The organism is Roseibium sp. RKSG952 (genome assembly GCF_009711355.1).
This window is the reverse complement of sequence record NZ_SMMF01000922.1, coordinates 1-21,873: the sequence shown is the minus strand read 5'-3', so window position 1 is coordinate 21,873 and position 21,873 is coordinate 1. Positions and strand designations below refer to the sequence as shown.

General features: G+C 57.5%; 28 protein-coding genes. 14 read left to right on the top strand and 14 right to left on the bottom strand.

Features of this window, described 5'->3' with window-relative positions; translation table 11 throughout:
• Nucleotides 1-46: 46 nt before the first annotated feature.
• The 5 genes from E1297_RS21865 to E1297_RS21845 all read right to left on the bottom strand — a co-directional run bounded on the left by E1297_RS21865 (nucleotide 47) and on the right by E1297_RS21845 (nucleotide 6,700).
• On the bottom strand, nucleotides 47-766 hold the full coding sequence (locus E1297_RS21865) for a class II glutamine amidotransferase (protein ID WP_209015921.1): 720 nt from the start codon (nucleotides 764-766) through the stop codon (nucleotides 47-49).
• Between the two features lie 270 nt (nucleotides 767-1,036).
• On the bottom strand, nucleotides 1,037-1,399 hold the full coding sequence (locus tag E1297_RS21860) for a hypothetical protein (RefSeq protein WP_155142227.1): 363 nt from the start codon (nucleotides 1,397-1,399) through the stop codon (nucleotides 1,037-1,039).
• 54 nt (nucleotides 1,400-1,453) lie between these two features.
• Nucleotides 1,454-4,909 (bottom strand): chromosome segregation SMC family protein, encoded by a 3,456-nt coding sequence (locus E1297_RS21855; RefSeq protein ID WP_155142225.1) that lies wholly within the window; start codon nucleotides 4,907-4,909, stop codon nucleotides 1,454-1,456.
• A gap of 140 nt (nucleotides 4,910-5,049) precedes the next feature.
• The gene (locus tag E1297_RS21850; protein ID WP_155142223.1) at nucleotides 5,050-5,457 is read right to left on the bottom strand and encodes a hypothetical protein; all 408 of its coding nucleotides are present in this window, start codon (nucleotides 5,455-5,457) and stop codon (nucleotides 5,050-5,052) included.
• A 43-nt stretch (nucleotides 5,458-5,500) separates the two neighbouring features.
• Nucleotides 5,501-6,700, bottom strand: a complete 1,200-nt coding sequence (locus E1297_RS21845; RefSeq protein ID WP_155142220.1) for a PLP-dependent aminotransferase family protein — start codon at nucleotides 6,698-6,700, stop codon at nucleotides 5,501-5,503.
• 156 nt (nucleotides 6,701-6,856) lie between these two features.
• On the opposite strand from E1297_RS21845, the gene E1297_RS21840 reads away from it, so the two are divergent.
• Together E1297_RS21840 and E1297_RS21835 are read left to right on the top strand one after the other, a co-directional pair.
• Nucleotides 6,857-7,627 carry a FadR/GntR family transcriptional regulator gene (locus E1297_RS21840; protein ID WP_155142218.1) on the top strand — a complete coding sequence of 257 codons (771 nt, stop codon included), beginning with the start codon at nucleotides 6,857-6,859 and terminating at the stop codon, nucleotides 7,625-7,627.
• Nucleotides 7,627-8,130 (top strand): metal-dependent hydrolase, encoded by a 504-nt coding sequence (locus E1297_RS21835; protein ID WP_155142216.1) that lies wholly within the window; start codon nucleotides 7,627-7,629, stop codon nucleotides 8,128-8,130. Before E1297_RS21840 ends, E1297_RS21835 begins: the two co-directional genes overlap by 1 nt.
• A 94-nt stretch (nucleotides 8,131-8,224) precedes the next feature.
• Here E1297_RS21835 and E1297_RS21830 read toward each other — a convergent pair whose 3' ends face one another.
• The 6 genes from E1297_RS21830 to E1297_RS21805 all read right to left on the bottom strand — a co-directional run bounded on the left by E1297_RS21830 (nucleotide 8,225) and on the right by E1297_RS21805 (nucleotide 11,892).
• Nucleotides 8,225-8,785: a F0F1 ATP synthase subunit B gene (locus tag E1297_RS21830; RefSeq protein ID WP_155142214.1), complete on the bottom strand. Its 561-nt coding sequence runs from the start codon at nucleotides 8,783-8,785 to the stop codon at nucleotides 8,225-8,227.
• Between the two features lie 5 nt (nucleotides 8,786-8,790).
• Nucleotides 8,791-9,342 (bottom strand): F0F1 ATP synthase subunit B', encoded by a 552-nt coding sequence (locus E1297_RS21825; RefSeq protein ID WP_155142211.1) that lies wholly within the window; start codon nucleotides 9,340-9,342, stop codon nucleotides 8,791-8,793.
• 86 nt (nucleotides 9,343-9,428) lie between these two features.
• On the bottom strand, nucleotides 9,429-9,653 hold the full coding sequence (locus E1297_RS21820) for a F0F1 ATP synthase subunit C (protein WP_008755373.1): 225 nt from the start codon (nucleotides 9,651-9,653) through the stop codon (nucleotides 9,429-9,431).
• A gap of 48 nt (nucleotides 9,654-9,701) precedes the next feature.
• Complete coding sequence (locus tag E1297_RS21815) at nucleotides 9,702-10,457, bottom strand: F0F1 ATP synthase subunit A (RefSeq protein ID WP_170333922.1); 756 nt, start codon at nucleotides 10,455-10,457, stop codon at nucleotides 9,702-9,704.
• Nucleotides 10,458-10,459: 2 nt separating this feature from the next.
• Nucleotides 10,460-10,795: an AtpZ/AtpI family protein gene (locus E1297_RS51325; RefSeq protein WP_170333924.1), complete on the bottom strand. Its 336-nt coding sequence runs from the start codon at nucleotides 10,793-10,795 to the stop codon at nucleotides 10,460-10,462.
• Nucleotides 10,796-10,980: 185 nt separating this feature from the next.
• Nucleotides 10,981-11,892, bottom strand: a complete 912-nt coding sequence (locus E1297_RS21805) for a DMT family transporter (protein ID WP_155142338.1) — start codon at nucleotides 11,890-11,892, stop codon at nucleotides 10,981-10,983.
• Between the two features lie 84 nt (nucleotides 11,893-11,976).
• Here E1297_RS21805 and E1297_RS21800 point away from each other — a divergent pair, with 84 nt between their 5' ends.
• Entirely contained in the window at nucleotides 11,977-12,321 is a 345-nt protein-coding gene (locus tag E1297_RS21800; RefSeq protein WP_155142209.1) for a metalloregulator ArsR/SmtB family transcription factor, read from the top strand.
• Here the strand turns inward: E1297_RS21800 and E1297_RS21795 are convergent.
• Nucleotides 12,318-13,238 (bottom strand): DMT family transporter, encoded by a 921-nt coding sequence (locus E1297_RS21795; protein WP_155142207.1) that lies wholly within the window; start codon nucleotides 13,236-13,238, stop codon nucleotides 12,318-12,320. The genes E1297_RS21800 and E1297_RS21795 overlap by 4 nt on opposite strands.
• Nucleotides 13,235-14,113: a LysR family transcriptional regulator gene (locus E1297_RS21790; protein WP_155142205.1), complete on the bottom strand. Its 879-nt coding sequence runs from the start codon at nucleotides 14,111-14,113 to the stop codon at nucleotides 13,235-13,237. Before E1297_RS21790 ends, E1297_RS21795 begins: the two co-directional genes overlap by 4 nt.
• 117 nt (nucleotides 14,114-14,230) lie before the next feature.
• Between E1297_RS21790 and E1297_RS21785 the strand changes: the two genes are divergently transcribed.
• A complete protein-coding gene (locus E1297_RS21785; RefSeq protein ID WP_155142204.1) occupies nucleotides 14,231-14,812 on the top strand; it encodes an FMN-dependent NADH-azoreductase in 582 nt (193 codons plus the stop codon).
• A gap of 73 nt (nucleotides 14,813-14,885) precedes the next feature.
• Nucleotides 14,886-15,626 (top strand): aspartate/glutamate racemase family protein, encoded by a 741-nt coding sequence (locus E1297_RS21780; protein WP_155142202.1) that lies wholly within the window; start codon nucleotides 14,886-14,888, stop codon nucleotides 15,624-15,626.
• 5 nt (nucleotides 15,627-15,631) lie between these two features.
• On the opposite strand, the gene E1297_RS21775 is transcribed toward E1297_RS21780, so the two are convergent.
• The gene (locus E1297_RS21775) at nucleotides 15,632-16,162 is read right to left on the bottom strand and encodes a prolyl-tRNA synthetase associated domain-containing protein (protein WP_155142200.1); all 531 of its coding nucleotides are present in this window, start codon (nucleotides 16,160-16,162) and stop codon (nucleotides 15,632-15,634) included.
• An 88-nt stretch (nucleotides 16,163-16,250) separates the two neighbouring features.
• Here E1297_RS21775 and E1297_RS21770 point away from each other — a divergent pair, with 88 nt between their 5' ends.
• From E1297_RS21770 to bluB, 9 genes are all read left to right on the top strand, one after another.
• A complete protein-coding gene (locus E1297_RS21770) occupies nucleotides 16,251-16,769 on the top strand; it encodes a hypothetical protein (protein WP_155142198.1) in 519 nt (172 codons plus the stop codon).
• A gap of 160 nt (nucleotides 16,770-16,929) precedes the next feature.
• Nucleotides 16,930-18,435 carry a signal recognition particle protein gene (gene ffh, locus E1297_RS21765; protein WP_155142196.1) on the top strand — a complete coding sequence of 502 codons (1,506 nt, stop codon included), beginning with the start codon at nucleotides 16,930-16,932 and terminating at the stop codon, nucleotides 18,433-18,435.
• A complete protein-coding gene (locus E1297_RS21760) occupies nucleotides 18,432-18,989 on the top strand; it encodes a GNAT family N-acetyltransferase (protein WP_155142194.1) in 558 nt (185 codons plus the stop codon). The genes ffh and E1297_RS21760 overlap by 4 nt, the downstream gene beginning before the upstream one ends.
• Nucleotides 18,986-19,537, top strand: a complete 552-nt coding sequence (locus tag E1297_RS21755; RefSeq protein WP_155142192.1) for a GNAT family N-acetyltransferase — start codon at nucleotides 18,986-18,988, stop codon at nucleotides 19,535-19,537. The genes E1297_RS21760 and E1297_RS21755 overlap by 4 nt, the downstream gene beginning before the upstream one ends.
• Nucleotides 19,534-20,070, top strand: coding sequence for a GNAT family N-acetyltransferase (locus E1297_RS21750; protein ID WP_155142191.1), 537 nt, complete (start codon nucleotides 19,534-19,536; stop codon nucleotides 20,068-20,070). Before E1297_RS21755 ends, E1297_RS21750 begins: the two co-directional genes overlap by 4 nt.
• Complete coding sequence (locus tag E1297_RS21745; protein WP_155142189.1) at nucleotides 20,067-20,618, top strand: GNAT family N-acetyltransferase; 552 nt, start codon at nucleotides 20,067-20,069, stop codon at nucleotides 20,616-20,618. Before E1297_RS21750 ends, E1297_RS21745 begins: the two co-directional genes overlap by 4 nt.
• On the top strand, nucleotides 20,615-20,911 hold the full coding sequence (locus tag E1297_RS21740; protein ID WP_155142187.1) for a chorismate mutase: 297 nt from the start codon (nucleotides 20,615-20,617) through the stop codon (nucleotides 20,909-20,911). Before E1297_RS21745 ends, E1297_RS21740 begins: the two co-directional genes overlap by 4 nt.
• 67 nt (nucleotides 20,912-20,978) lie before the next feature.
• Entirely contained in the window at nucleotides 20,979-21,368 is a 390-nt protein-coding gene (rpsP, locus tag E1297_RS21735) for a 30S ribosomal protein S16 (protein ID WP_010437590.1), read from the top strand.
• 13 nt (nucleotides 21,369-21,381) lie between these two features.
• On the top strand, nucleotides 21,382-21,873 hold a 492-nt coding region (gene bluB / locus E1297_RS21730; protein WP_368669639.1), incomplete at its 3' end, for a 5,6-dimethylbenzimidazole synthase.

Here is a 21,873-nt window from a genome sequence, read left to right as displayed (position 1 = left end):
ACTGGCATAGAACGTTCGCGCAATGCCGACCCATAGCAGGTCTCAGCTAGGCGACATTTGCGTGATATTTCTGTGGAACTGGCTCGAACGGGTGCAGTCTAAGCGATTTGCCTCGGGTTTCGATCGCGGTGTTTGCCGGTATCTCAGTCCATTCTCCGCTATCAGCATCCAGTGGCTCGGACGAAATTATGATGCCGTCAGCGCATGCGCGATAGTGGAGGCTGGGTGCAAATCGGTCCGAGGCATATCGCGCAGCAAATACACGTTCCCCATCCGACCAGCAGGCAGCGAACCGCAGGTAAGGTAGTGATCCGCGCTTCCGGGAAAGTGCCTCAACGCGTTCAACAGCGCGCACCATTGCCCCTATTGGATCGGCATCCAAGCCTTCACCATGCGCTATCAGAAAGATCGCTTCGCTTTCAGTTGCACCCAGCCTGTGCTGGTACAAGTCAGCTGGTATCATACCGTCCAGTTCTTGCCGGATACTCTCGTGCCCACCGGCCTGGCCGTTGTGCATGAAGCTCCACTTGCCAAAGCCAAACGGATGGCAGTTGTTTCGAGATGTGGCAGTCCCGGTTGAAGCACGCACATGGGCCAGAAACAGTGGCGACTTCGTATGGTGCGTCAGCTGTTTCAGATTGGCGTCAGACCACGCTGGGTTGGTGTCTTTGTAGAAGCAGGGCGTGCCACGTTCCGAATACCAGGCAAGGCCGAAACCATCTGCGTTGATCGGAGTCTTCCCAATAAGTGCATTGCGGCTTTGCATGACCAAGGATTGCTCCTGGTTCAGCACTAACTCATCCAAATAACGTTTAGCGCCGACCCAAGCTAAAAAACGGCACATATACTCTGACCTTTTATTCTCTGTTATTGCTGTCAGGAATTTATCGCCAGAGGCACCAATATATATCCCACTTATTCGCTAATTTTTCACATTTCACCGATCAATTGACACGCATTATATAAATAGTTCGTTCAAATACTTGGTGCAAACTCAAGTATGCTTGGCTTTTAAACGGCCCCCTTAAGACCGATTTCAATCGGGGCGCACCGGATAGCGTTCGCCCTTTTCGTTGATCAGTATCAAACGGTCACCACTGCGCACATACAAATCACAGCGGCTGAGACCATTACGATAATCAACACAAACACTGCCGTCCTCGGCAATGCGATAAGTACCGAATGCGGTTCCACCGCCATTCGTCTCCGAATAGGTATAGGAGTAAGCTCCACCAGTAGAATAACGGGATTGCCCATCGTCATAGAAGGTGAACGTCTGGCCCGCCAATGCATCCAGTTCCTGTTGATTCAGCGGCACATCGCCCGGTTTGGTTGCCCATTCAGCAGCCCAAAGCGGAGTTGAAATACAAATCACAAGGATCAGAAACAGTCGCGTCATGCAGCCACATTATCCCGCAGCGCCTCAAAAACCTCATAACGTTGCGGTGAGCGGTCAGGCGACCATCTGCTCGGCCTTCTTCAGATCAACCGAGACGAGCTGGCTGACGCCCTGCTCCTGCATGGTAACACCAAACAGCCGATCCATCCGGGCCATGGTCACCGCGTGGTGGGTGATGATCAGGAACCGCGTGTCGGTCTGGCGGCACATCTCGTCCAGCAGATCACAGAAGCGCGTGACGTTGGCGTCATCCAGCGGTGCGTCAACCTCGTCCAAAACACAAATCGGAGCGGGGTTGGCAAGGAAAACACCAAAGATCAGTGCCGTCGCGGTCAGGGTCTGCTCCCCACCCGACAGCAAGCTCAGTGTCGAGAGCTTTTTACCCGGAGGCTGACACATGATCTCAAGGCCCGCATCCAGCGGGTCATCGCTTTCGACCATGACTAGATTGGCCTCGCCGCCGCCAAACAGGTGCTTGAACAGCATCGCAAAGTTCGAGTTCACCTGTTCAAACGCAGTCAACAGACGTTCACGCCCCTCGCGGTTCAGACTGGCGATACCGCTGCGCAGGGCCTTGATCGCCTCTTCCAAGTCGGACTTTTCGCTGTTGAGCGTATCGAATTCTTCCTGAACCTCCTTGGCATCCTCTTCGGCGCGCAGGTTGACCGCACCCATCGCATCACGCTGGCGCTTATGGCGGTTCACCTCAGCCTCAAGCGTGTCCGCAGCAGGCATTTGATCAGGATTTACATCCAATTGGTTCAGCAATTGGTTTGGTGTCAGTTGCTGATCTTCTGCAATGCGCTCGGCTGCAGCGACAACACTTTCTTTGGATGCATCACAACGCGCCTCGGCAGCCGCTCGAGTTTCGCGTGCTTCGGATGCCAGGCGTTCTGCCTCACGCTCGGCCAGTACAACCTCACGCTGTTGGGTTTCTGCCTCGGCCAGCCTGTCCGCTGCCTCTGCACGGCGCGCCTCGGCAGTTTCGATCAGCTCATTCAGTTCTTCGCGCGCTTCGACAATCTCACCGGGCGCGGCCATGGCTTCGGTCAGTTCTTCTTCTGAACTTTCCTTGCGTTCAGCCAATTCCGATATACGCTTTTCAGCAGTTTCCAGACGGTGACGCCAACCGCTGAGATCCTTGGTGACCTCTTGTGTTCGCCGGGTGCGCGCATCACCTTCACGACGCAACTCGTCATGGGTCGAACGATGGGTCAGCATGGTAATCCGAGCTGCTTCAACCGTTTGCTTGATATCCTCGACCTGCGCGCGGGCGCTATCCAGATCACCTAACCCGGTCAGCGCACCTTCGGCCTCGCGCAGTTGAGCGCGGGCAGACATGGCGTCTTCCTTGTGGCGATCCACGGCCAGAGACAGGGTTTCCAGCTTGCCCTGTGCCAGATTGCGGTCGGCTTCAGCCCGGCTGAGTTGGCGCGCGGTTTCGGCCATGCGCTGATCGGCAGCACGGCGCGCTTCGCGTGCACGACGATCGGCTTCGGTCACATCCGCCAGTTGCTGCGACAACGCCTCATGCGCAGCGCGTGCACCATCAGCTTGCGCTTCGGTACGCGTCAGTTCCTGTTTCAGCGCTTCCAGCTTGTTGAGCTGCTCCAGCCGCAGGGCGGCGGCGCTTGGCGCATCTTCAGCCCAGGCGCGGAAACCATCCCACCGCCATAGATCACCCGAGCGCGACACCAACCGTTGACCGGGTTTCAGCGATGTTTGCAACCGCGCGCCCAGATCGGCATCGACCAACCCGATCTGTGCAATCCTACGACTCAGACGGTCCGGTCCCGAAACGTGCAACGCCAGTGGTTCAGCGCCCTCGGGCAGAGGTTGATCGCTGTCATATCCCGCCACCTGCACCCAGCCCGAAGGACCATCCCCTTCGACCAGAGGTGCACGCAAATCGTCGGCCAGTGCGGCCCCAAGCGCCTTTTCATAACCGGGCGCTACACGCAGCAGGTCAAGCACCTGCCCACCCTCGGCCGTATCCCGTTCAACCAGTTTAGCCAGCGCTGTTGTCTCGGCTCTGATGGCGCCCAGTTCACCTTCCGCCTCAGAGCGTTGTGCCCGGGCTTCGGCTTCGCGCGCCTGTGTTTCATTGCGTAGCTCATCTGCAGCGGCCAGCGCTTCTTCGGCAGCTTCAGCAGCCTCGCGCGCTTCTTCCTCGGCTTCCTGAGCAGTTTCAAAGGCTTCGCTGGTACGGGTCAGCGCTTCGCGCGCCTCCTCCACCGCCGAACGGGCTTTCTCTTCCTCACCTTCAGAACGCGCCAGTGTCTTGCGACTATCCTCGACCAACCGTTGCGCAGACTGATGGCGCGCAACGAGGCGGGCCATATCCTCGGTTTCCTGCGACAGGTGATCTTCACGATCCTGCAAAACCGAGGCAGCTTCGCGGGCAATTTCGGCGGCCTCGGCTACCTTGTCCTCGTGACCTTCGGCAGCTTTGGCCAGTTCGCGGGCTTCCCATTCCAGACGTTCGATCATCTGCCCGGCGTCCCGGTTCAGGCCAGTCTCACGCTCGATGTCGTTGCCAAGCTGCTGAATACGATTGGTCAGCGTTTCTATGGTCTGGCGCGCGCGGGTTTCCTGATCGGCCAATGCGTCACGCTGAACCTGCTGGCGCTGCAGGACCGCGGCGGCGATAGCCTCTTCTTCGCGCAATGGCGGCAGGGTTTCCTCAATTTCAGCGCGCTTGGCTGCTGCAGCGCGGGCTTCTGCCTCAGCTCGCGAGGCTTCGGTGATCCGTTCCCGCAGTTTTTCTTCGGCCTGCTGACGGGCAATGTCGGCCTCTTTCCAGCGACGATAAAGCAGCATGCCCTCGGCTTGGCGCAGTTGCTCGCCTATCTCCCGATAACGTGCGGCCTGACGGGCCTGACGCGCCAATTGCGCCAACTGTGTCCCGAGTTGTTCGAGAACATCATCAACGCGCGTCAGGTTGGACTCGGTGCCCTTTAACTTCAGCTCCGCCTCGTGCCGACGTTGATAGAGGCCCGAGATACCTGCCGCTTCTTCCAGAATACGCCGGCGAGCGCGTGGCTTGGCGTTGATCAGTTCCGCAATGCGGTTCTGGCCAACCAGCGCAGGTGAGTGCGCGCCGGTCGAAGCATCTGCGAACAACATCTGCACATCACGGGCCCGCACATCCTTACCGTTGGTCTTGTAGGCGCTGCCCACATCGCGGGTGATGCGCCGGACAATCTCAAGCTGGTCGCTGTCGTTGAAGCCTGAAGGTGCCAGTCGCTCTGAATTGTCCATCGTCAGGACAACTTCGGCAAAATTCCGGGCAGGACGCGTGGCGGCCCCCGCAAAGATCACATCCTCCATTGCGCCACCGCGCATGGATTTGGGGCGGTTCTCACCCATCACCCAACGCAATGCTTCCAGAAGATTGGACTTGCCACAGCCGTTTGGCCCCACCACACCGGTCAACCCATCCGCGATGATCAGATCGGTCGGATCAACAAAGCTTTTAAAGCCGGTCAGTTTGAGTTTGCTAAAGCGCAATGGCCGTTTTTTCCGTGATTCCTACGTTCAGGAAGTCTGCGCAAGGGATGGGGGACGAGTCAACGGAGTTACGCAGGATATGGGCTGGTGAGCTGAGTTATCCACAATATCTTGCCAAAACCGTGCGAAAATACGCGCATTCAGTAGGGCGTACATTCGAAAACCTGATAGCCTAAGTCACTACCTGCATCTTCGTAGGTGCCATAGTCGGTACATTCATAGTTTGGCGTCGAAACTGCCGTAAGCAGCAAGCGTTCCCCTGCCGCACGATCACAACCAAGTACACCAACCATAACTGCGGCATCACCCAACACGTCGAGAATGGGACAGCCCGAAACCTGCGCCATCGCAAGTGCTGCCCGATCGCGGATCGGCCCGAGGCGTGGGGCATATTGTGTGTTTACCCGAACAGCTTCGGCCAGTTCACCACGAACCCGCACGTCAAACACGCTGCCGTTTACAGCAACACGCGTAGCGGGCACCCCTCGGAAATGAGGTGTACCCGCAGAGCAAGCTGCCAACATCAGAAGGGCCAGGTACCGGATCATGCCGCAGCTTTGCGACAATTTGGTTAACAGATCCTTTCCGGATTCAGCGGCGCAACACTTCTCCCAACCGGCGAATGCCCTCTCGGATTGTGTCCTCGTCAGAGTTTGAGAAACTCAGCCGAATGGTATTTGCGCCCGTTTCATCAGGGAAAAAGGCCTGCCCGGGCACGAATGCCACTTTGACAGTTTCGAGCGCTCTGGACAGCAAATCAGCGCCATCCATACCCGAAGGCAAAGTGATCCAAACAAACATACCACCCTCTGGTTTGGTCCATTGAACCTCCTTCGGCAAATACTCTTCCAATGCTGCCAACATCGCATCACGCCGGGCGCCGTAGACGTTTCTGAGCATTGGAATGTGGGTATCAAAGCTTGCCCTCGCGACCTGATAGACCGCCATCTGGTTGATCGTAGCGGAGTGCAGATCAGCCGCCTGCTTCATCAAAACCAGTTGAGAAATAATTGGCTTGGCTGCCACGACCCAGCCGACCCGCAATCCCGGTGACAGGGTCTTGGAAAAGCTGCCGCAATAGATGGTGCGACAGCTCTCAATCGATCCTTTGCGCGCCAGTTCCAGACTCAGGATCGGCGGGATCGCTTCACCTTCGTAGCGAAGCGCTTGATAGGCACCATCCTCGATGATGGCGCAATCCAGCTCTTCAGCCAGATCGAGCAGGGCCTCACGTCCTCGCAGATCAGCGGTTTCGCCGGTCGGGTTCGCGAAATCCGGGGAGAGATAGGCAAACTTGACCGCCCCCTCACCTGCCCCGGACCGATACTCTGCCGCACCTCGGTTACCATTTATGCTGATCCGGTCAAATCGGGGCTCATAGGCGTTGAAGGCCGCCAATGCCCCCAGATAGGTCGGCCAACCCACAAGCGCCGTATCACCGGGAGAAAGATAGAGCTTACCGAGATAGTCGAGCGCTTGCTGTGACCCCGAAGTGATCAGCACATTGTCGATGTCACATTCCACACCAATCTGGCGCATATGCTCAGCGATCCACTCGCGCAGGGGAACATATCCCTCACTCACAGAATACTGAAGTGACTGGGCCTGTTGATCCACCCCAAGGGCCACCTGAAAAGCGTTCGCAAATCCTTCCGCTGGAAACAGCGCCGGATCGGGGATGCCTCCTGCAAATGAGATAATCCCGGGCTGATCGAGTAGCTTAAGCAATTCTCGTATCTCGGATGCCTTCATTCGAGATGCACGGGTGGCGAACAGGTGATGCGTTGACATGAGCTTCCTCCGAACTCTGCTCAGCGCAGCCTATGCCGACTCAATTTAATGTCAATATTTCTGACCTAATATTTCAACGAACTTGAATAGCGCACTTTCTTGAAGCGGACTGGTTTACGTGGTCATATGATTTGACCAATTCAGAACGATACAGTCATGCCCTTTCAAAAAGTTCAGACCGAAAAGCTGTCTCTGGCCGTTGTCCGCCAGATCGAATTACTCATTCTGCGCGGCATTCTGCGCCCGGGTGAACGCCTGCCCTCGGAACGAGAACTGGCCGATCGAATGAGTGTATCACGCCCATCATTGCGAGAAGCGATTTCGGAGCTTCAGGAACAGGGGCTGCTGACCGCCAAGGCAGGATCTGGCATCTATGTCGCAGAGGTGCTGGGCTCGGCATTTTCACCAGCGCTGATCCAGTTGTTCAGCAGCCATGATGAAGCTGTATTCGATTATCTGTCGTTTCGCCGGGATATGGAGGGGTTAGCAGCAGAGCGGGCGGCTCGATTGGGTTCAGACAGTGATCTTAAGGTTATTCAGACGATCTTTGAAAAGATGACGGCCGCCCATGATCGCAACGCAGCCGAGGAAGAAGCGCATCTGGATGCCCAGTTTCACATGGCGATCATCGAAGCCAGCCACAACGTCGTCATGCTGCATATGATGCGATCCATGTTCGATCTGCTACGCCAAGGTGTTTTCTACAACAGACAGATGATGTTCCAGCAACGCACAACCAGAGACTCGATTCTGGATCAGCATCGGGCCATCAATTCAGCGCTGCAGGCGCGCGATCCTCAGGGGGCCCGAAGAGCGGTTCAGCAACATCTGAGTTTTGTCGAGCGATGTATGGAGGATCAGCAGAAGGCGCTGAGGAACGAAACCATCGCCCAGCAGAGACTGGCGCATGAAACCGGTCAAAACTGATGTTTATCGGCCACCTGCCGGGTGCCTATCTGATTTTCAGAACAGCTACACCTGATGTCGGCAAATTGGCATTCGCCGCAGCAATGCTGGGCGCAGTTGCGCCTGATCTGGACATGCTTTGGTTTTATCTGGTGGATAACCGCGCCCACCATCATCACGCCTATCTGACCCATCGACCTATCGTTTGGGTCGCTCTACTGTTTGCTGGACTTGCGCTACGCCTTTTCTACCCTAAGGCGGGTACCGTACTCGCATTTTTCGGTGCTGGCGGAGTTGTTCATATGGCGCTGGATTCCATCGTCGGCAAAATCGCATGGGCCTGGCCATATTCCGACTACTCGCAGCCGCTTGTTGTCGTGCAGGCGACCCATTCACACTGGATTCTGTCTTTTCTGAACCACTGGACCTTTGCAGTTGAGCTCGCAATCACAGCCCTTGCAATAGCGCTATGGCTCTGGCGCAGGCGTAACTCAACCTGCGTACTATCCAGTGATAATGGCTGATGGAGTAGATGTGCTTCAGATATGAAGGCTTTGCGAGAGATCGATCACCTCTCAGAATTCAGACCCGGCAGCGGAACCACCGGGTCAGAAACTTTTAGTGCAGCTTTTCACCGACGTCGGCAATTGCCGCATCGATCAGCTTGTTCGCCTGAGTAGCAGTCATCTGCTTTGCCAACACTTCATTGGCTGCCGATACTGCTACGGTCACGGCCTGATCGCGCACTTCTTTGACAGCCGAAGCTTCTGCAGACGCGATCTGATCCTGCGCAGCAGCCAGACGGCGTGCAATGGAGTTTTCCAGATCGGCTTTGGCCTGCTCGGCGGCCAAGGCAGCATCTTCCTTGGCAGCAGCGACAATCGCGTCTGCCTGACCTTGTACTTCACGCTGCTTGCGCTCGTACGAAGCCAGAAGGCTGCGGGCTTCTTCGTGCAGGGCACGAGCTTCGTCCAGTTCGGCTTTTATGCCTTCGGCACGGTTATCCAGCGCGCCACCGATCATCGACGGCACCTTGAAGTAGAACAGAACCGCGATGAAAACGATAAAGCCCAGCGTGACTACGAAGTCGGTGTTGCCAAGCGAGAAGAACGGGCCGCTTGCGGCAAATGCCGGGCTGGCTGCGCCGATGGTCAGGATAAGGGCAAGAGTGTTCCGCATGTCACTTATCCTTTCGATTGCGCGTCTACGGCACTGGCGATGGCTTTGGCATCCGCCTCGCCGCCCAGCGCAGTAACCAGTTCAGCCGCCGTGTCCTTGGCAACCACTTGAATGCTTTCCAGCGCACCGGCACGGATTTCGGCGATTGCCTTTTCCGATTCAGCCGCCTTTGCAGCGATTTCCGCATCCGCCTTGGCAATCGCGTCATCCAGACCAGACTGGATTTCTGCGCGTGCTTCGGCAGCGATACGCTGCGCTTCGGCACGGGCATCGGCCAGCGCCTTGTTATAGGCCTCTTCGGCCTCGACCGCCTTGGCCTTCAGATCTTCGGCCGCAGCCAGGTCATTTGTAATGGTCCCCTGACGTTCAGCCAGGATTGCCGCGATGCGAGGCAGAGCCACGCGGGACAGGACCAGAAAGATGACGACCAGCGTGATGACCAGCCAGAAAATCTGGTTGGGGAACCAATCGAAGCAGAGCTGCGGCATCCCGATGGCAGAGCCATAGGAGTCGACGCACGAGCCAGCTACCTCTTCTGTAAGGGGTTCAGTCGCCATGATATCCTCCGTCGGAACGTTGTCTTTACAACAGGTGGGCCGCTATGGCTTGGACCCACCTGCGCGTAAGGATCAGGTTCCGCAGATTATACGGCGAACATCAGCAGCAGCGAGACCAGGAATGCGAAGATCCCCAGGGCTTCTGCGAACGCGATACCGATGAACAGGGTTGCGGTCTGCGAAGCAGCCGCCGAAGGGTTGCGCAGGGCGCCGGACAGGAAGTTGCCTGCAACGTTGCCCACCCCGATTGCGGCTGCGCCGGAACCGATTGCTGCCAGGCCTGCGCCGATGTGTGCGAGATCGCCTTCCATGATGTATCTCCTTACGAATTGGAAGTTTCGATGTTGGGGTATCAGACCTTAGTGCGAAGGATGCAGCGCATCTTTCAGGTAAACACAGGTCAGAATGGTGAATACGTACGCCTGGATAAAGGACACGAGGACCTCAAGGCCGTACATTGCGGTGATCGCCAAAACGGACACGGGCGAGATCGCGGCGATTGCAGCAAAGCCTGCAAACACTTTGATAACAGCGTGGCCAGCCATGACGTTACCGGCAAGACGAATGGAGTGGCTGACCGGGCGTACGAAATACGAGATCAGCTCGATGATCGCCAGAACCGGGCGCAGAGCTAGAGGCGCGCTGGAGACCCAGAACAGACCCAGGAAACCTGCGCCGTTCTTTACAAAACCCAGCACGGTCACGGTCAGGAAGACCGACAGCGCCAGCGGGATGGTCACGGCGAAATGCGATGTGGTGGTGAAGGACATGGGGATCATGCCCAGGAAGTTCGCGCAGACGATGAACATGAACAGGGTCATGACATATGGGAAGTACTTGACGCCTTCCTTGCCGCAGATGTCTTCCAGCATCTTGTAGATAAAGCCATAGGCCAGTTCGGCCACCGACTGCATACGGGTCGGAACGATGGCGCGCTTCGAAGTGCTGAGAACCAGCAGAGCGAAGATCGCAGCGATTGCCAGGAACAGCCACAGTGTAACGTTGGTCGGCGTGTACCACGCAATCTCACCGCCAAAGAGCGGTTTGACAATGAACTGGTCCATTGGGTGGAATACCAGGCTGCTGCCTTCTGCTGCGGTGGTCTCGGTCGCCACGTTCAGTCCCTCTCGTCTCGTTCGGCCTGCTCTTGGGCCGCCGTCTGTTTCTCCTGAACCTCTTTCGCGCTGCGGAGCATAACCTTCACGCCCGCGACAAGGCCCAGCAATGTGAACAGCACCAGAAATATCGGGATTGTCCCGAGCAGGCTGTCCAGCCCGTATCCGATGCCAAATCCGATCCCAAGACCGGAAACCATTTCGATGACCATCCTCCAAGCAAGCTCGCCCCCGGACACGTCAGCATCTGCACGAGGCTTTGGCGCTTTGGCCTTTTTCGCCGCCGCAATCTTGGCCTCAAGCTGCGCCATACGCTGCTTTTGGTCATCATCGGTCACGGGCGGTTTCCTCGCACTGTCTTGAGGCTAGGTGCTAAGGGGCATGGGGCGCAGAGTCAACGCTATTGAGGTCGCAGCTCGAGATCGGTCAAGGTATTGTTTTATAAACTTTATTTACAACGCGCGCTTGATGCGACCACAGAGTTAGACTGGCAAATGCGGCGATTGTAGCTAAATCCGCATATTCAACCTTTTGGTTGATCTTTGTATTCCCTATCCGCTTGCCAACGTCTGACAATGCGCCCATCGATCAGCAAAAGGCCGGCGAAAATGGCCGCCATGCCGACCAGATGCTCCGGCAAAAGTGTCTCCCCCAGAACAGATGTCCCGAGCACCAGCGCTGAGACCGGGGCGATCAGGGTGACTGTTGAAATATTGGTCGGTCCCACCTTTGGCAGCAGCCAATAAAACGCAATGAATGCCGCCGAGGTCAGGACAAATCCGATCATCAGAAGCGAGGCCCAAGTCTCGGCGCGCGTGATGTGCGGCAGTCCTTCCTGCCAAAGTGCCAGTGGGGCAATCGACAGCGTCGCGCCCGTTAGGGCAAGAGCCACCAGAACAACTGGCGGCATGTCCCGAAACGCGCGGGCGAAATTGAGCGAGAAAGCGTAGCAAACGGGTGCGAGCAGGATCAGCAGAATGGCCCAAAACTCGGACTTCGCACCCGACTGCAAGAGCGGTAGTGATAGAACGACGATACCGGCAAACCCGCAAACCACACCCAATGACTTGAGCAGTGTGGCCCGCTCACCTCCGGGCCAGAAATGCGAGACGATGACGGCAAAGGCCGGTGTTGTGGCGTTCACGATACCGGCGACACCTGCGCCGATATGCTGCTGGCCCAGCGCATAAAACGCAAATGGCGCTGCGTAACTCAGCGCGCCGAAGCCCAACAGCCCCGCAGCTCGGCCAAGGGTCAGATGGACCGGCAAACGCCTACCCAAAACGTAAATCCAACACCCCAGCGCCCCAAAGCCCACGCGCCCCATCGAGACCGACAATGGCCCAAGCTCACGCAGCAAAATGGCGTTGAACATGAAGGACATGCCCCAGCCGATGCCAAGGACGCAGATCACCAGCCAGTATTTCAGTGGCATCGTCACGCCCCCCTCCAAGTTTCGGCGCAGCATGGCGTGGGCTCGGAAATTGTCAAACAGCTTCCTGCATATTAGGAAGGAGCCATGTCCAGCGATCTCGACACTGTATTCGCGGCCCTTGCCGACCCCACGCGCCGCACCATTCTGGCAATGCTGCTTGAGGATGACATGGCCGTTACTGATGTGGCCGAACCGTTCGAGATGTCGCTGGCAGCGATCTCGAAACATCTGGTTATTCTGACCAAGGCCGGGCTGATTTCTCAGGAAAAGCGGGGCCGGGTGAAATGGTGCAAGCTGGAGCCCGACGCCCTGAGACGGGCTTCAGTTTGGATGCAGGGATTCGGGCAATTTGAACCGGTGAATCTGGACGCCTTTGAACGCTTTCTCGAAACCGAAAACCTTGGGGAACAAGAAGGCAAACAATCCTAGCCTTCGCGACTGCGGGATCGATGCGCCACCTGCCCTTCCTCTTCAGGCTTCAGCAGCATCAGCAACGCAATCACAGTCAGAGCCACTCCGACCAGGATCATCCCGGTTGGGGCACCGTTTCCAAGTGCGATTTCCCACAGGATGACCCAACTGGGTGTCAGATAGGTATAGGCCATGACTTTCGCCGATGGCAGATAGAGCGTTGCGTATTGAAGCAGCACGAAAGTAGCGGCACTTGCAAAAATCGCCACGTAGAACAGCCCGATCCAGACAATCGGCGGAAGGTTCATCCAATCGGTCGTGCGAATGTCCGACCACCCGAACACCAAAAGAACTGCACATCCCGCCAATAGCATACCGAATGTAAAGACCACTGCTGGTTCTCCACGATTCAGTCTGCGTACCATAGGGGTGTAGATCGCATGCGCGACGCACCCCCAGAAATAGATGATCTCACCTTGACCGATCTCAAACGCGTGAAAGGCTTGCCAGTCCGCGCGGAAAATAACCCAGAGAGCCCCCACTGCCCCTACCAACAATGCCATGGCCATGTGAGAGGTCGTGACCTGCCGCAACAACATCCATCCGGCAATAGCAGATAGTATAGGCGTCAGAGTGAAGACGGCTGCGGCACTGACTGGCGGCGCAGTTTTCAGACCGTAGAACATCAGCACAAAGTAAGTCGCGAACAGTCCGCCGAGCACGAGATAGCGCCAGGGCGCTTTGGCCGCACTGCGCGGTATGCCAGTGGTGACCAGCGCAGCGACACCAATCACGACGGCAGCAATCGCAAACCGCGCAGCGTTTAGCGCGGCCGGTGCAATCTCGTTGGCGATCATTGAGCCAAGCGAAAAACTGCCCGCGACAAGTGCAGAAAAAGCCAACATGGCCAGATGGCCACGGGCCTGAGAACTCATGGCAGCCAATCCTTGGCCTGCTCTTTCAGGAACGTCAGGAACGCCTGGACCTTTGTTGTGCGGTGCAGATCGACATGTGTCACCAACCACAGTTTGCCTGACCATTCGGGCAACGGATCCATGACCTCTTCCAATTCCGGATGACGTGCGGCTTCCCAACGCGCCATAAATCCTATGCCGGCCCCGGCCCGAACCGCTTCAGCGCCAGTGAAATTGTTAGAGCAGCGGAAAGTGATCGCCTCGGCAGGTGCATTGGTGCGCAGCCACTGGGAAAACGGCGCACGGCTGTTTTCATCGTCATTGCCGACAAAGGCGTGGTTGGCAAAATCCTCGATGCCGGATGGTTTTCCGCGACGGTCAATGTAGCCCTTGCTGGCATAGAGGCCCACCTCCTGCGAGACGAAGGGCTGCACAACATTATCAGGCTGATCAGGCGCAGCACCGGCGCGGATAGCCACATGTGCCTCACCATATTCCAGCCTGAACAACCGGTCTCCGGTCAGATAACGCACGATGAGCTCGGGATGGGTTTTCTGAAACTCGCTGAGTGTAGGCACGACTAATGGTGCCAACGATGCCAGTGATGTGACCACCAACTCTCCCGAGACATCGTCCCCCCGTCCCTTCATTCGGCCGACAAGCTGATTGAACTGATCCTCGGTTGCCTGCGCAACACGCAACAGATCCTCACCCGCTTCGGTTGGGGTGTATCCGCGGGCGTGGCGCTGGAATAGCTTGACGCCTAAACGGGCCTCGATCGCGTCGATATGACGAATGACAGTGGCATGGTGCACACCCAATACTTCGGCCGCGCCACTAACAGTCCCCATCCGGGCCACCTGATAGGCGGTTCTTACCTCATCCCAGTTATCCATGATCACCACGACTGTGCAATTTCCAACAACTGATGTTGATATATCCGAGTTTTGTTCATCTACACAACATTCATATTGGAGGCAGAAGCAAAATCCCCGAACAAAGGACCTCGAGAAATGGCCAAAACCATCCTGCACATTGATGCATCCGCCCGCCGCACCGGGTCTGCAACGCGTGATCTCTCTGACCGCGTTGTCAAACATCTGGGTGCCAGACGCATTATCCGCCGCGATCTGGCGACACCCTTGCCGCTGCTGACCGAAGACTGGATCGCGGCAAACTTTACCCCTGCGGACCAGCGTGATCCGCTGCAACGGGATCAACTGGCCCTGTCGGATGAATTGGTTCAGGAACTGCAGGAGGCTGACACCATTGTAATCGGCCTGCCGATCTACAATTTTTCGGTGCCCGCCGCATTCAAAGCGTGGATTGACCTTGTTGCCCGCGTCGGCCTGACCTTCAGCTACACCGAAAACGGCCCCAAAGGATTACTTGAAGGCAAGCGGGCAGTTCTTGCAATTGCCTCGGGCGGAACGGCCGTAGGGTCCGAAATTGACTATGCATCCGGTTACGCACGCCACGTGCTGGGCTTCATAGGAATTACAGATGTCGACGTCGTTGCGGCCGATCAAATGGCAATGGACCCTGAAAACACCCTCAGCAATGCGCAAAAAGCAGTCGCAGAACTGGCCGCCTGATCCCCCTCTGGCCATATGCTGGCAAAACGTCCAATCTGCGCGGAAATCTATCTGAGCAGATTGGGCGGATCTCATGAAAAAGATCGGAATTCTGGGTGGTGTCGGTTGGGCATCGACAGTCGACTACTATAGAGCCATTGCTGAGGGAGCGAGCAGGCACTATTCCAAGCGCGGCCACGGATCACCGCTTCCTATCCCTCCGATGGCAATCGAATCCGTTGTGCAGGCGCATACTCGTGCACTGCGAGGCACAGCAGGCGATGAAGACAGCTGGGCTGAATTCGATGCTGTTTTCCGGAAGGCGCTTCTGAATCTGGAACGCGCAGACTGCGACTTTGCAATCATCGCATCTAATACGCCTCATGCCCGCCTGCATGCGATCAGGCGTGGGGTTACCATGCCGATCCTCAGCATTTTCGATGCAACCGCAGAGGCTACTGCTGAAACAGGAGCTGAAAAGGCACTGGTTCTTGGAACTACAGTTACGATGCAGGCCAGCAACTATGCGGAGCGACTTGCGGTAGAGGACATCTCAGCAAACGAACGCCTGCCTGACGATCAGATCGCAGAGATGCAGGCGATGATTGATACCGAGTTCTACGGCGGCGCCTCAAGGAATGCGCGCCCTCGCCTGCTGGACTTCTGCAAACGTCATGCCAATCCGGGAACCGCCATTCTGTTGGCATGCACTGAATTACCGTTGGCTTTCCCGGACCATCTGGACGACCCGATCTTCGAAGCAGAGGGTTTCTTATTCGTGAACCCGTCAGCCGCGCATGTCGCAGCGGCACTTTCCGAAGCTCTGGCTGAGTGAACTCGTCACGGCAGCCAGGTCACCTCGCAATTGATACGCTCAAAGAAGGCTGTCAGGTCTTCACGCTTCATGGCAACGGTTCGATCATTGACCAGAGGATGCATATAAATGACGTCGGCTTGCTGAGCGGCAGCATCCATGAAGAAGCGCACGTTGTTTTCAACACCGTTGATCATGGCCAAGGGGCTGACCGCGCCCGGACGGATACCGAGGTTTTGCATCAGTCGATCCGCTGACCCGAACGACAGGTTGCCGATCCCAAGCTCGGCACCCAGCGCCTTCAGGTCAATCTCGCGGCTCTGTTCCAGCGTGATCAGATAGTTCCGTTTTTTCTTGTCGCGCAGGTAGAGGTTCTTAAGCCGCAAAGCGTTTTCACCCGGCACCATGAACTGATCCTCGACCGCCTTGGAGTCTTCGACCGTGCGCAAAGGGACATGGGTATGCAGAAGATAAGCCAATCCCCATTCATCCAGTCGCGCCAACAGCGCGTCAGAGCTGAGCGGCAATGTATCCTGAAAAGCAGATGATGCGTCCATGGGAACCTCCTGTTTGGCGCGCTCATCGCGCAACATGGCGATGAATTCAAGCCACGACAGTGCCAGAATTCAGTGTTAGCGTGCCGCCATGAAAGTGACGCGCAACACACCCGACCAATTGATCCTGTCTAACACGCCCTGGTTTATCGGCATCTCACTGGTCTTTTTCATCCTAGCCTTTGTCGGCGCTGGCCTTTTCATGGCAACCGAAGGCGGCGAGGGCATTCTGTTTGGCCTCTTCTTTGCCGTGTTCGGTGGCGGAATGGGGATCGGCGCTTTCTGTGTCTTTGTGCGCCGCGTGCAGGTTATACTGGACCGCAACAGCAATAGCATTGTGATCCGCCGCCAATCGGTCTTTGGATATGACACTGTGGAACATGAGCTGTCGAACCTGTCTCATGCTGAGGTGGAAACCACCACCTCGCGCCGCGACAGGACCACGTCCAAGATGCATCGCCCCGTTCTGATCCTGGAAAAAGGCATGAGCGCGGGTCGCCACCCGATTGTCGAAGCTTATGTCAGCGGACATGGCGCGCAGCGGCTGGTCGACGCGGTCAATGACTGGCTACCCGCGCGCAAGGTTGACTCTGCCAGCCAATCGGCCTAAATCGCCGCAAACATCCGGAAGTGTCTGATCTTCCGGTCCCTTGAGTCGTTCAGGGATCGCCCCCCACCAGCGAGTTTCGCCCGTGGGGGCGTTTGTGCATTTAACCGACGTATCCTATCTAGGACGCGCCACCAGAAAACCGGCTAAGGAGGCCGAAGGCATGTTTGAAAATTTATCCGAACGCCTCTCTGGCGTCTTTGACCGGCTGACCAAACAGGGTGCTCTGTCCGAAGAAGACGTCAAAACCGCCCTGCGTGAGGTCCGGGTCGCGCTGCTTGAGGCCGACGTCTCGCTGCCAGTGGCCCGCGAATTCGTCAAGAAGGTACAGGATCAGGCCACTGGTCAGGCCGTGACCAAATCGGTCACGCCCGGTCAGCAGGTCGTCAAAATCGTGCATGACGCACTTGTCGACGTGCTGCGCGGTGAAGAAGACCCCGGTGCGCTGAAGATCGACAACCCGCCTGCCCCGATCCTCATGGTCGGCCTGCAGGGTTCGGGTAAGACGACAACAACCGGTAAGCTGGCGAAACGCCTGAAAGAGAAAGAGGGCAAAAAGGTCCTGATGGCCTCGCTCGACGTCTATCGCCCGGCGGCGATGGATCAGTTGGCCGTTCTGGGCACGCAGGTCGGCGTCGATACACTGCCGATCGTTCCCGGTCAGAAACCCGTCGACATCGCCAAGCGCGCCAAGCAACAGGCGACGCTAGGCGGCTATGACGTCTACATGCTCGACACCGCGGGCCGTCTGCATATCGACGAAGTGCTGATGGACGAGGTCGAGCAGGTTCGCAACGTGGTTGACCCGCGCGAGACGCTGCTGGTTGTCGACGGTCTGACCGGTCAGGTCGCCGTTGAAGTCGCCGAGGAGTTCGACGCCAAGGTCGGCATCTCGGGCGTGGTCCTGACCCGGATGGACGGTGACGGGCGCGGCGGTGCCGCACTGTCGATGCGCGCGGTCACCGGCAAGCCGATCCGCTTCGTCGGTCTGGGCGAAAAGATGGACGCGCTCGAAACCTTCGAGCCGGACCGGATCGCCGGTCGTATTCTGGGCATGGGCGACATCGTTGCCCTGGTCGAAAAGGCCCAGGAAACGATGGAGATCGAACAGACCGAGCGCATGATGAAGCGTATGGTCAAAGGTCAGTTCAATATGAATGACCTGAAGATGCAGCTGGAACAGATGATCCAGATGGGCGGCATGCAGGGCATGATGGGCATGATGCCGGGCATGGGCAAAATGGCCAAGCAAATGGATCAGGCCGGGCTGGACGACAAGATCCTGCGCCAGCAGATCGCCATGATCCAGTCGATGACCAAACGCGAACGCGCCAACCCGCAATTGCTACAGGCCAGCCGCAAGAAGCGCATCGCCGCTGGTTCAGGAATGGAGGTCAGCGACCTCAACAAGCTGCTCAAGATGCACCGGCAGATGTCGGACATGATGAAGAAGATGGGCAAGATGGGCAAAGGCAAGATGCTGAAACAAGCCATGAAAGGCATGTTCGGCAAAGGCGGCCCATCACCCGAGGAAATGGCCGCAGGCATGGACCCCAAGGCGCTGGAAGCTGCGGCTAAGGCGATGGGCGGCAAGATGCCCGGTATGCCCGGAATGGGTGGCGGCATGGCCCTGCCCCCGGGCCTGAGCGGGTTCGGAAAGAAAAAGTGACGCCAGCACGCTGCATCCAGCCCCCGTCCGGAAAGGCGGCGATGGCAGCAGCGCAGTATCGCGCAACCCTGCCGGTCCTTGAGACCCGGCGGCTGGTTCTGCGTGCTCCACAGTTGGAAGATCTGCCGGTTTGGACCGCGATTTGCCGAGATAGTTTTGGCGATACCGATCAGGAAGCCTGGACAGAATTTTCCTACTATACATCCGGTTGGCTTCTGCACGGTCACGGCCTCTTTACAGTTACACTGAAAGATGACGATCAAGTCGTAGGCTTTGTTATTCTGGGGCTGGAATGGGACGATCAAGAGCCCGAGCTTGGATACCTGTTCAGTGCTCAGCATCGCCTGCAGGGATATGCCACCGAAGCCTGCACTGCCGTGCGTGACTTTGGCTTTGATCTTCTCGGATCTGGCCGATTCGTAAGCTACGTATCACAGTCCAACGCCCGCTCGAATGCCCTCGCCCAACGGTTGGGGGCGACACGTGACACTGTTGCCGAGCAAGCGTTTGGTGCGGACCAGCATGTCTGGCGCTACAGCGAGGTGAAGGCATGACACTTGCGATGCCGATCCCGACGCTGGAAACCGAGCGACTGATCATGCGGGCACCGCGTGAGGCGGATTTTGAGGCCGAGGCGGAATTCTTTGCCAGCGATGCATCAAAATTTGTAGGTGGCCCGCTGCGTCCGGATGAAACGTGGCGCATGGTGGCGACCTTGCTGGGTCATTGGGCCATGCGTGGCTATGGTTTCTGGGGGGTCGAGGAAAAAGACACGGGCATTTATGTGGGCCATGTAGGACTGTGGTGCCCATTTGGCTGGCCCGAACCTGAAATCGGCTGGACGCTGATGAACAACGCGACCGGCAAGGGTTATGCGACCGAGGCTGCGCAGGCCTCCCGAACCTATGCATATGACGCTTTGGGATGGGAAACATCGATCTCCTTGATCGATCCCCAGAACGCAGGCAGCAAGGCTGTGGCGGAACGGCTGGGTGCGCGCTTCGAGAGCATCTATGAACATCCCAAATTCGGCACGATGGAAGTCTGGCGTCACCCGGGACCTGCTGATCTAGTGAACGGCGGGATGGAGGCCTACGCATGATCGACCTCCAGATTCCCACACTCAAAACAGAACGCCTGATCTTACGCGGCCCCGAGGAGCGCGACTTTGAAAATGTCGCCGATTTCTTTGCCGACAAGGATCGAAGCTGGGGTTTTGGCGGCCCGATGAACCGTAATGAGGCTTGGCGCTGGTTCGCCAGCATGATCGGCCATTGGGTTCTGCATGATTATGGGTTCTGGACCGTCGAAACGCACGACGGTCAGCCCGTGGGCTTTGTTGGCATCTGGGGCCCCGAAGGCTGGCCAGAACCGGAACTCGGCTGGGTCATGTTCGCCGGGAGCGAAGGCAAAGGATTTGCTCGCGAAGCCGCGGAAGAGGCCCGCCGCTATGCTTATGAGGTTTTGGGCTTCGATACGTTGAGTTCGAATATCTTCCCTGGCAACGACCGCTCGATCGCTCTGGCTGAGCGGCTGGGTGCGCACTACGAGCGCAGCTATCAGAACGTGTCACATGGAACCGAGCTGGTGTACCGCCATCCCAGTCCCGATCAATTGTCGGAGGTGGGCGCATGACGACCTACACCATTCCTTCGATTGAGACAGATCGCCTGATCCTGCGCGCGCCACAGCAGGATGATTTGCCGGGCATGATCAGCTTCTTTGCGACCGAACGCAGCCATATGGTCGGTGGACCGAAGGACGCTCTGGAAAGCTGGAGCTCTTTGACCAACCGGCTGGGACACTGGGCGCTGAAAGGTTATGGCCTGTGGCATTTGACCGAGAAAGCCAGCGACACCTTCGTTGGTTGGGTTGGCATTATAGATGCGCCCGGCTGGGATGAACCTGAACTGGGCTGGACGCTGCTGCACGAAGCTGAGGGTAAAGGATTGGCCTTTGAGGCGGTGCTGGCAGCGCGCGATCACGTAGCGCGCAATCAGGGCCTGAACGGTGTAATCAGCTATATCGCGCACGCCAACGGCCGATCCCGGGCGCTGGCAGAACGTCTTGGTGCCAGATACGAACGCGAAGGCGAATTGCTTGGCAAACGCGCTGAAATCTGGCGCCACCCCAAGATCGACCTCTCCGAACCTGCATTGAGCACCGAAAGGACTAGCCAATGAACAACCCTGTGACGCGTGCGGCTACGCTGCTGAAGGAGCATCGCGAAAGCATCGATCGGCTGGACGCGATCCTCGTCTATACGCTGGCCGAGCGATTCAAGCACACGCAGGCCGTTGGCAAGCTCAAGGCCGAACACGACCTTCCCCCGTCCGATCCCTCGCGCGAAGCAGCGCAGATCGCACGGTTAGAAGACCTGGCGAAAACGGCGGATCTGGACCCCGACTTTGCCAAGGCTGTCCTGAATTTTATCATTCAGGAAGTCATCCGACACCACAAGAAACACCAGAAATAACCGGATCTGCTCCGGTCTACTAAAACGACACGCCCCCGGCGTGATGCCATTCAAAGGAGATACCACCATGGCAATGAAAATTCGTCTCGCCCGCGGCGGCTCGAAAAAACGTCCCTTCTACCGCATCGTGGCCGCTGACAGCCGCATGCCTCGCGATGGTCGTTTCATCGAGAAGCTGGGCACCTACAACCCGCTGCTGCCGAAAGACAGCGAAGAGCGCGTAAAAATGAACATGGAGCGCATCCAGTACTGGCTGGACCAGGGCGCGCAGCCGACTGACCGTATCGCACGTATGCTGGAAGCAGCAGGCGCACGCGACAAGGCCGAGCGCAACAACCCGAACAAGGGTACCCCGGGTAAGAAAGCTCAGGAGCGCGCAGAAGAGAAAGCCGCGAAGGCAGCCGAAGCTGCTGAGGCCGCTGCTGCTCCGGCTGAAGAAGCTGCTGCTGAAGAATAAGCAAGGCGGGCGCGTGCAGGATCAGACATTCACTGACGAATTCCGCACGCAGTTCGAACTGTTGATGCGGCTCCGGCGCGATGTGCGCCGGTTTCGCATCGACCCTGTGGACGAGGCAGTGCTGATGCGCTGCCTCGACACATTTCGACTGGCCCCTTCGGTTGGGCTGAGCGAACCTTGGCGCGTCATTCGCGTCGAAAGCGCGGTGGCACGAGCCGCAGCGCTGGAGAATTTCCAAAACGCCAATGAACAGGCCCTTGCAGGCTATTCGGGAGACAAGGCGCTGAAGTACAGCCGCCTGAAACTGTCCGGCATGCAGGAAGCGCCCGTTCAGCTGGCCGTTTTTTCCGACGAGTCGACTAACAAAGGTCTGGGGCTGGGTGCGGGCACAATGCCCGAGATGCGTCGCTATTCCGTTGTCGCCGCGATCACCTTATTCTGGCTCGCCTTACGGGCAGAAGGGTTGGGGCTGGGGTGGGTCTCGATCCTTGATCCCGAACGGATG

Excerpts from the sequence above, each read along its gene's own strand:
- E1297_RS21865 (WP_209015921.1), bottom strand. The coding sequence starts at position 766 with ATGCAAAGCCGCAATGCACTTATTGGGAAGACTCCGATCAACGCAGAT.
- E1297_RS21860 (WP_155142227.1), bottom strand. The coding sequence starts at position 1,399 with ATGACGCGACTGTTTCTGATCCTTGTGATTTGTATTTCAACTCCGCTT.
- E1297_RS21850 (WP_155142223.1), bottom strand. The coding sequence starts at position 5,457 with ATGATCCGGTACCTGGCCCTTCTGATGTTGGCAGCTTGCTCTGCGGGT.
- E1297_RS21845 (WP_155142220.1), bottom strand. The coding sequence starts at position 6,700 with ATGTCAACGCATCACCTGTTCGCCACCCGTGCATCTCGAATGAAGGCA.
- E1297_RS21840 (WP_155142218.1), top strand. The coding sequence starts at position 6,857 with ATGCCCTTTCAAAAAGTTCAGACCGAAAAGCTGTCTCTGGCCGTTGTC.
- E1297_RS21835 (WP_155142216.1), top strand. The coding sequence starts at position 7,627 with ATGTTTATCGGCCACCTGCCGGGTGCCTATCTGATTTTCAGAACAGCT.
- E1297_RS21830 (WP_155142214.1), bottom strand. The coding sequence starts at position 8,785 with ATGCGGAACACTCTTGCCCTTATCCTGACCATCGGCGCAGCCAGCCCG.
- E1297_RS21825 (WP_155142211.1), bottom strand. The coding sequence starts at position 9,342 with ATGGCGACTGAACCCCTTACAGAAGAGGTAGCTGGCTCGTGCGTCGAC.
- E1297_RS21820 (WP_008755373.1), bottom strand. The coding sequence starts at position 9,653 with ATGGAAGGCGATCTCGCACACATCGGCGCAGGCCTGGCAGCAATCGGT.
- E1297_RS21805 (WP_155142338.1), bottom strand. The coding sequence starts at position 11,892 with ATGCCACTGAAATACTGGCTGGTGATCTGCGTCCTTGGCATCGGCTGG.
- E1297_RS21800 (WP_155142209.1), top strand. The coding sequence starts at position 11,977 with ATGTCCAGCGATCTCGACACTGTATTCGCGGCCCTTGCCGACCCCACG.
- E1297_RS21795 (WP_155142207.1), bottom strand. The coding sequence starts at position 13,238 with ATGAGTTCTCAGGCCCGTGGCCATCTGGCCATGTTGGCTTTTTCTGCA.
- E1297_RS21790 (WP_155142205.1), bottom strand. The coding sequence starts at position 14,113 with ATGGATAACTGGGATGAGGTAAGAACCGCCTATCAGGTGGCCCGGATG.
- E1297_RS21785 (WP_155142204.1), top strand. The coding sequence starts at position 14,231 with ATGGCCAAAACCATCCTGCACATTGATGCATCCGCCCGCCGCACCGGG.
- E1297_RS21780 (WP_155142202.1), top strand. The coding sequence starts at position 14,886 with ATGAAAAAGATCGGAATTCTGGGTGGTGTCGGTTGGGCATCGACAGTC.
- E1297_RS21775 (WP_155142200.1), bottom strand. The coding sequence starts at position 16,162 with ATGGACGCATCATCTGCTTTTCAGGATACATTGCCGCTCAGCTCTGAC.
- E1297_RS21770 (WP_155142198.1), top strand. The coding sequence starts at position 16,251 with ATGAAAGTGACGCGCAACACACCCGACCAATTGATCCTGTCTAACACG.
- ffh (WP_155142196.1), top strand. The coding sequence starts at position 16,930 with ATGTTTGAAAATTTATCCGAACGCCTCTCTGGCGTCTTTGACCGGCTG.
- E1297_RS21755 (WP_155142192.1), top strand. The coding sequence starts at position 18,986 with ATGACACTTGCGATGCCGATCCCGACGCTGGAAACCGAGCGACTGATC.
- E1297_RS21750 (WP_155142191.1), top strand. The coding sequence starts at position 19,534 with ATGATCGACCTCCAGATTCCCACACTCAAAACAGAACGCCTGATCTTA.
- E1297_RS21745 (WP_155142189.1), top strand. The coding sequence starts at position 20,067 with ATGACGACCTACACCATTCCTTCGATTGAGACAGATCGCCTGATCCTG.
- E1297_RS21740 (WP_155142187.1), top strand. The coding sequence starts at position 20,615 with ATGAACAACCCTGTGACGCGTGCGGCTACGCTGCTGAAGGAGCATCGC.
- rpsP (WP_010437590.1), top strand. The coding sequence starts at position 20,979 with ATGGCAATGAAAATTCGTCTCGCCCGCGGCGGCTCGAAAAAACGTCCC.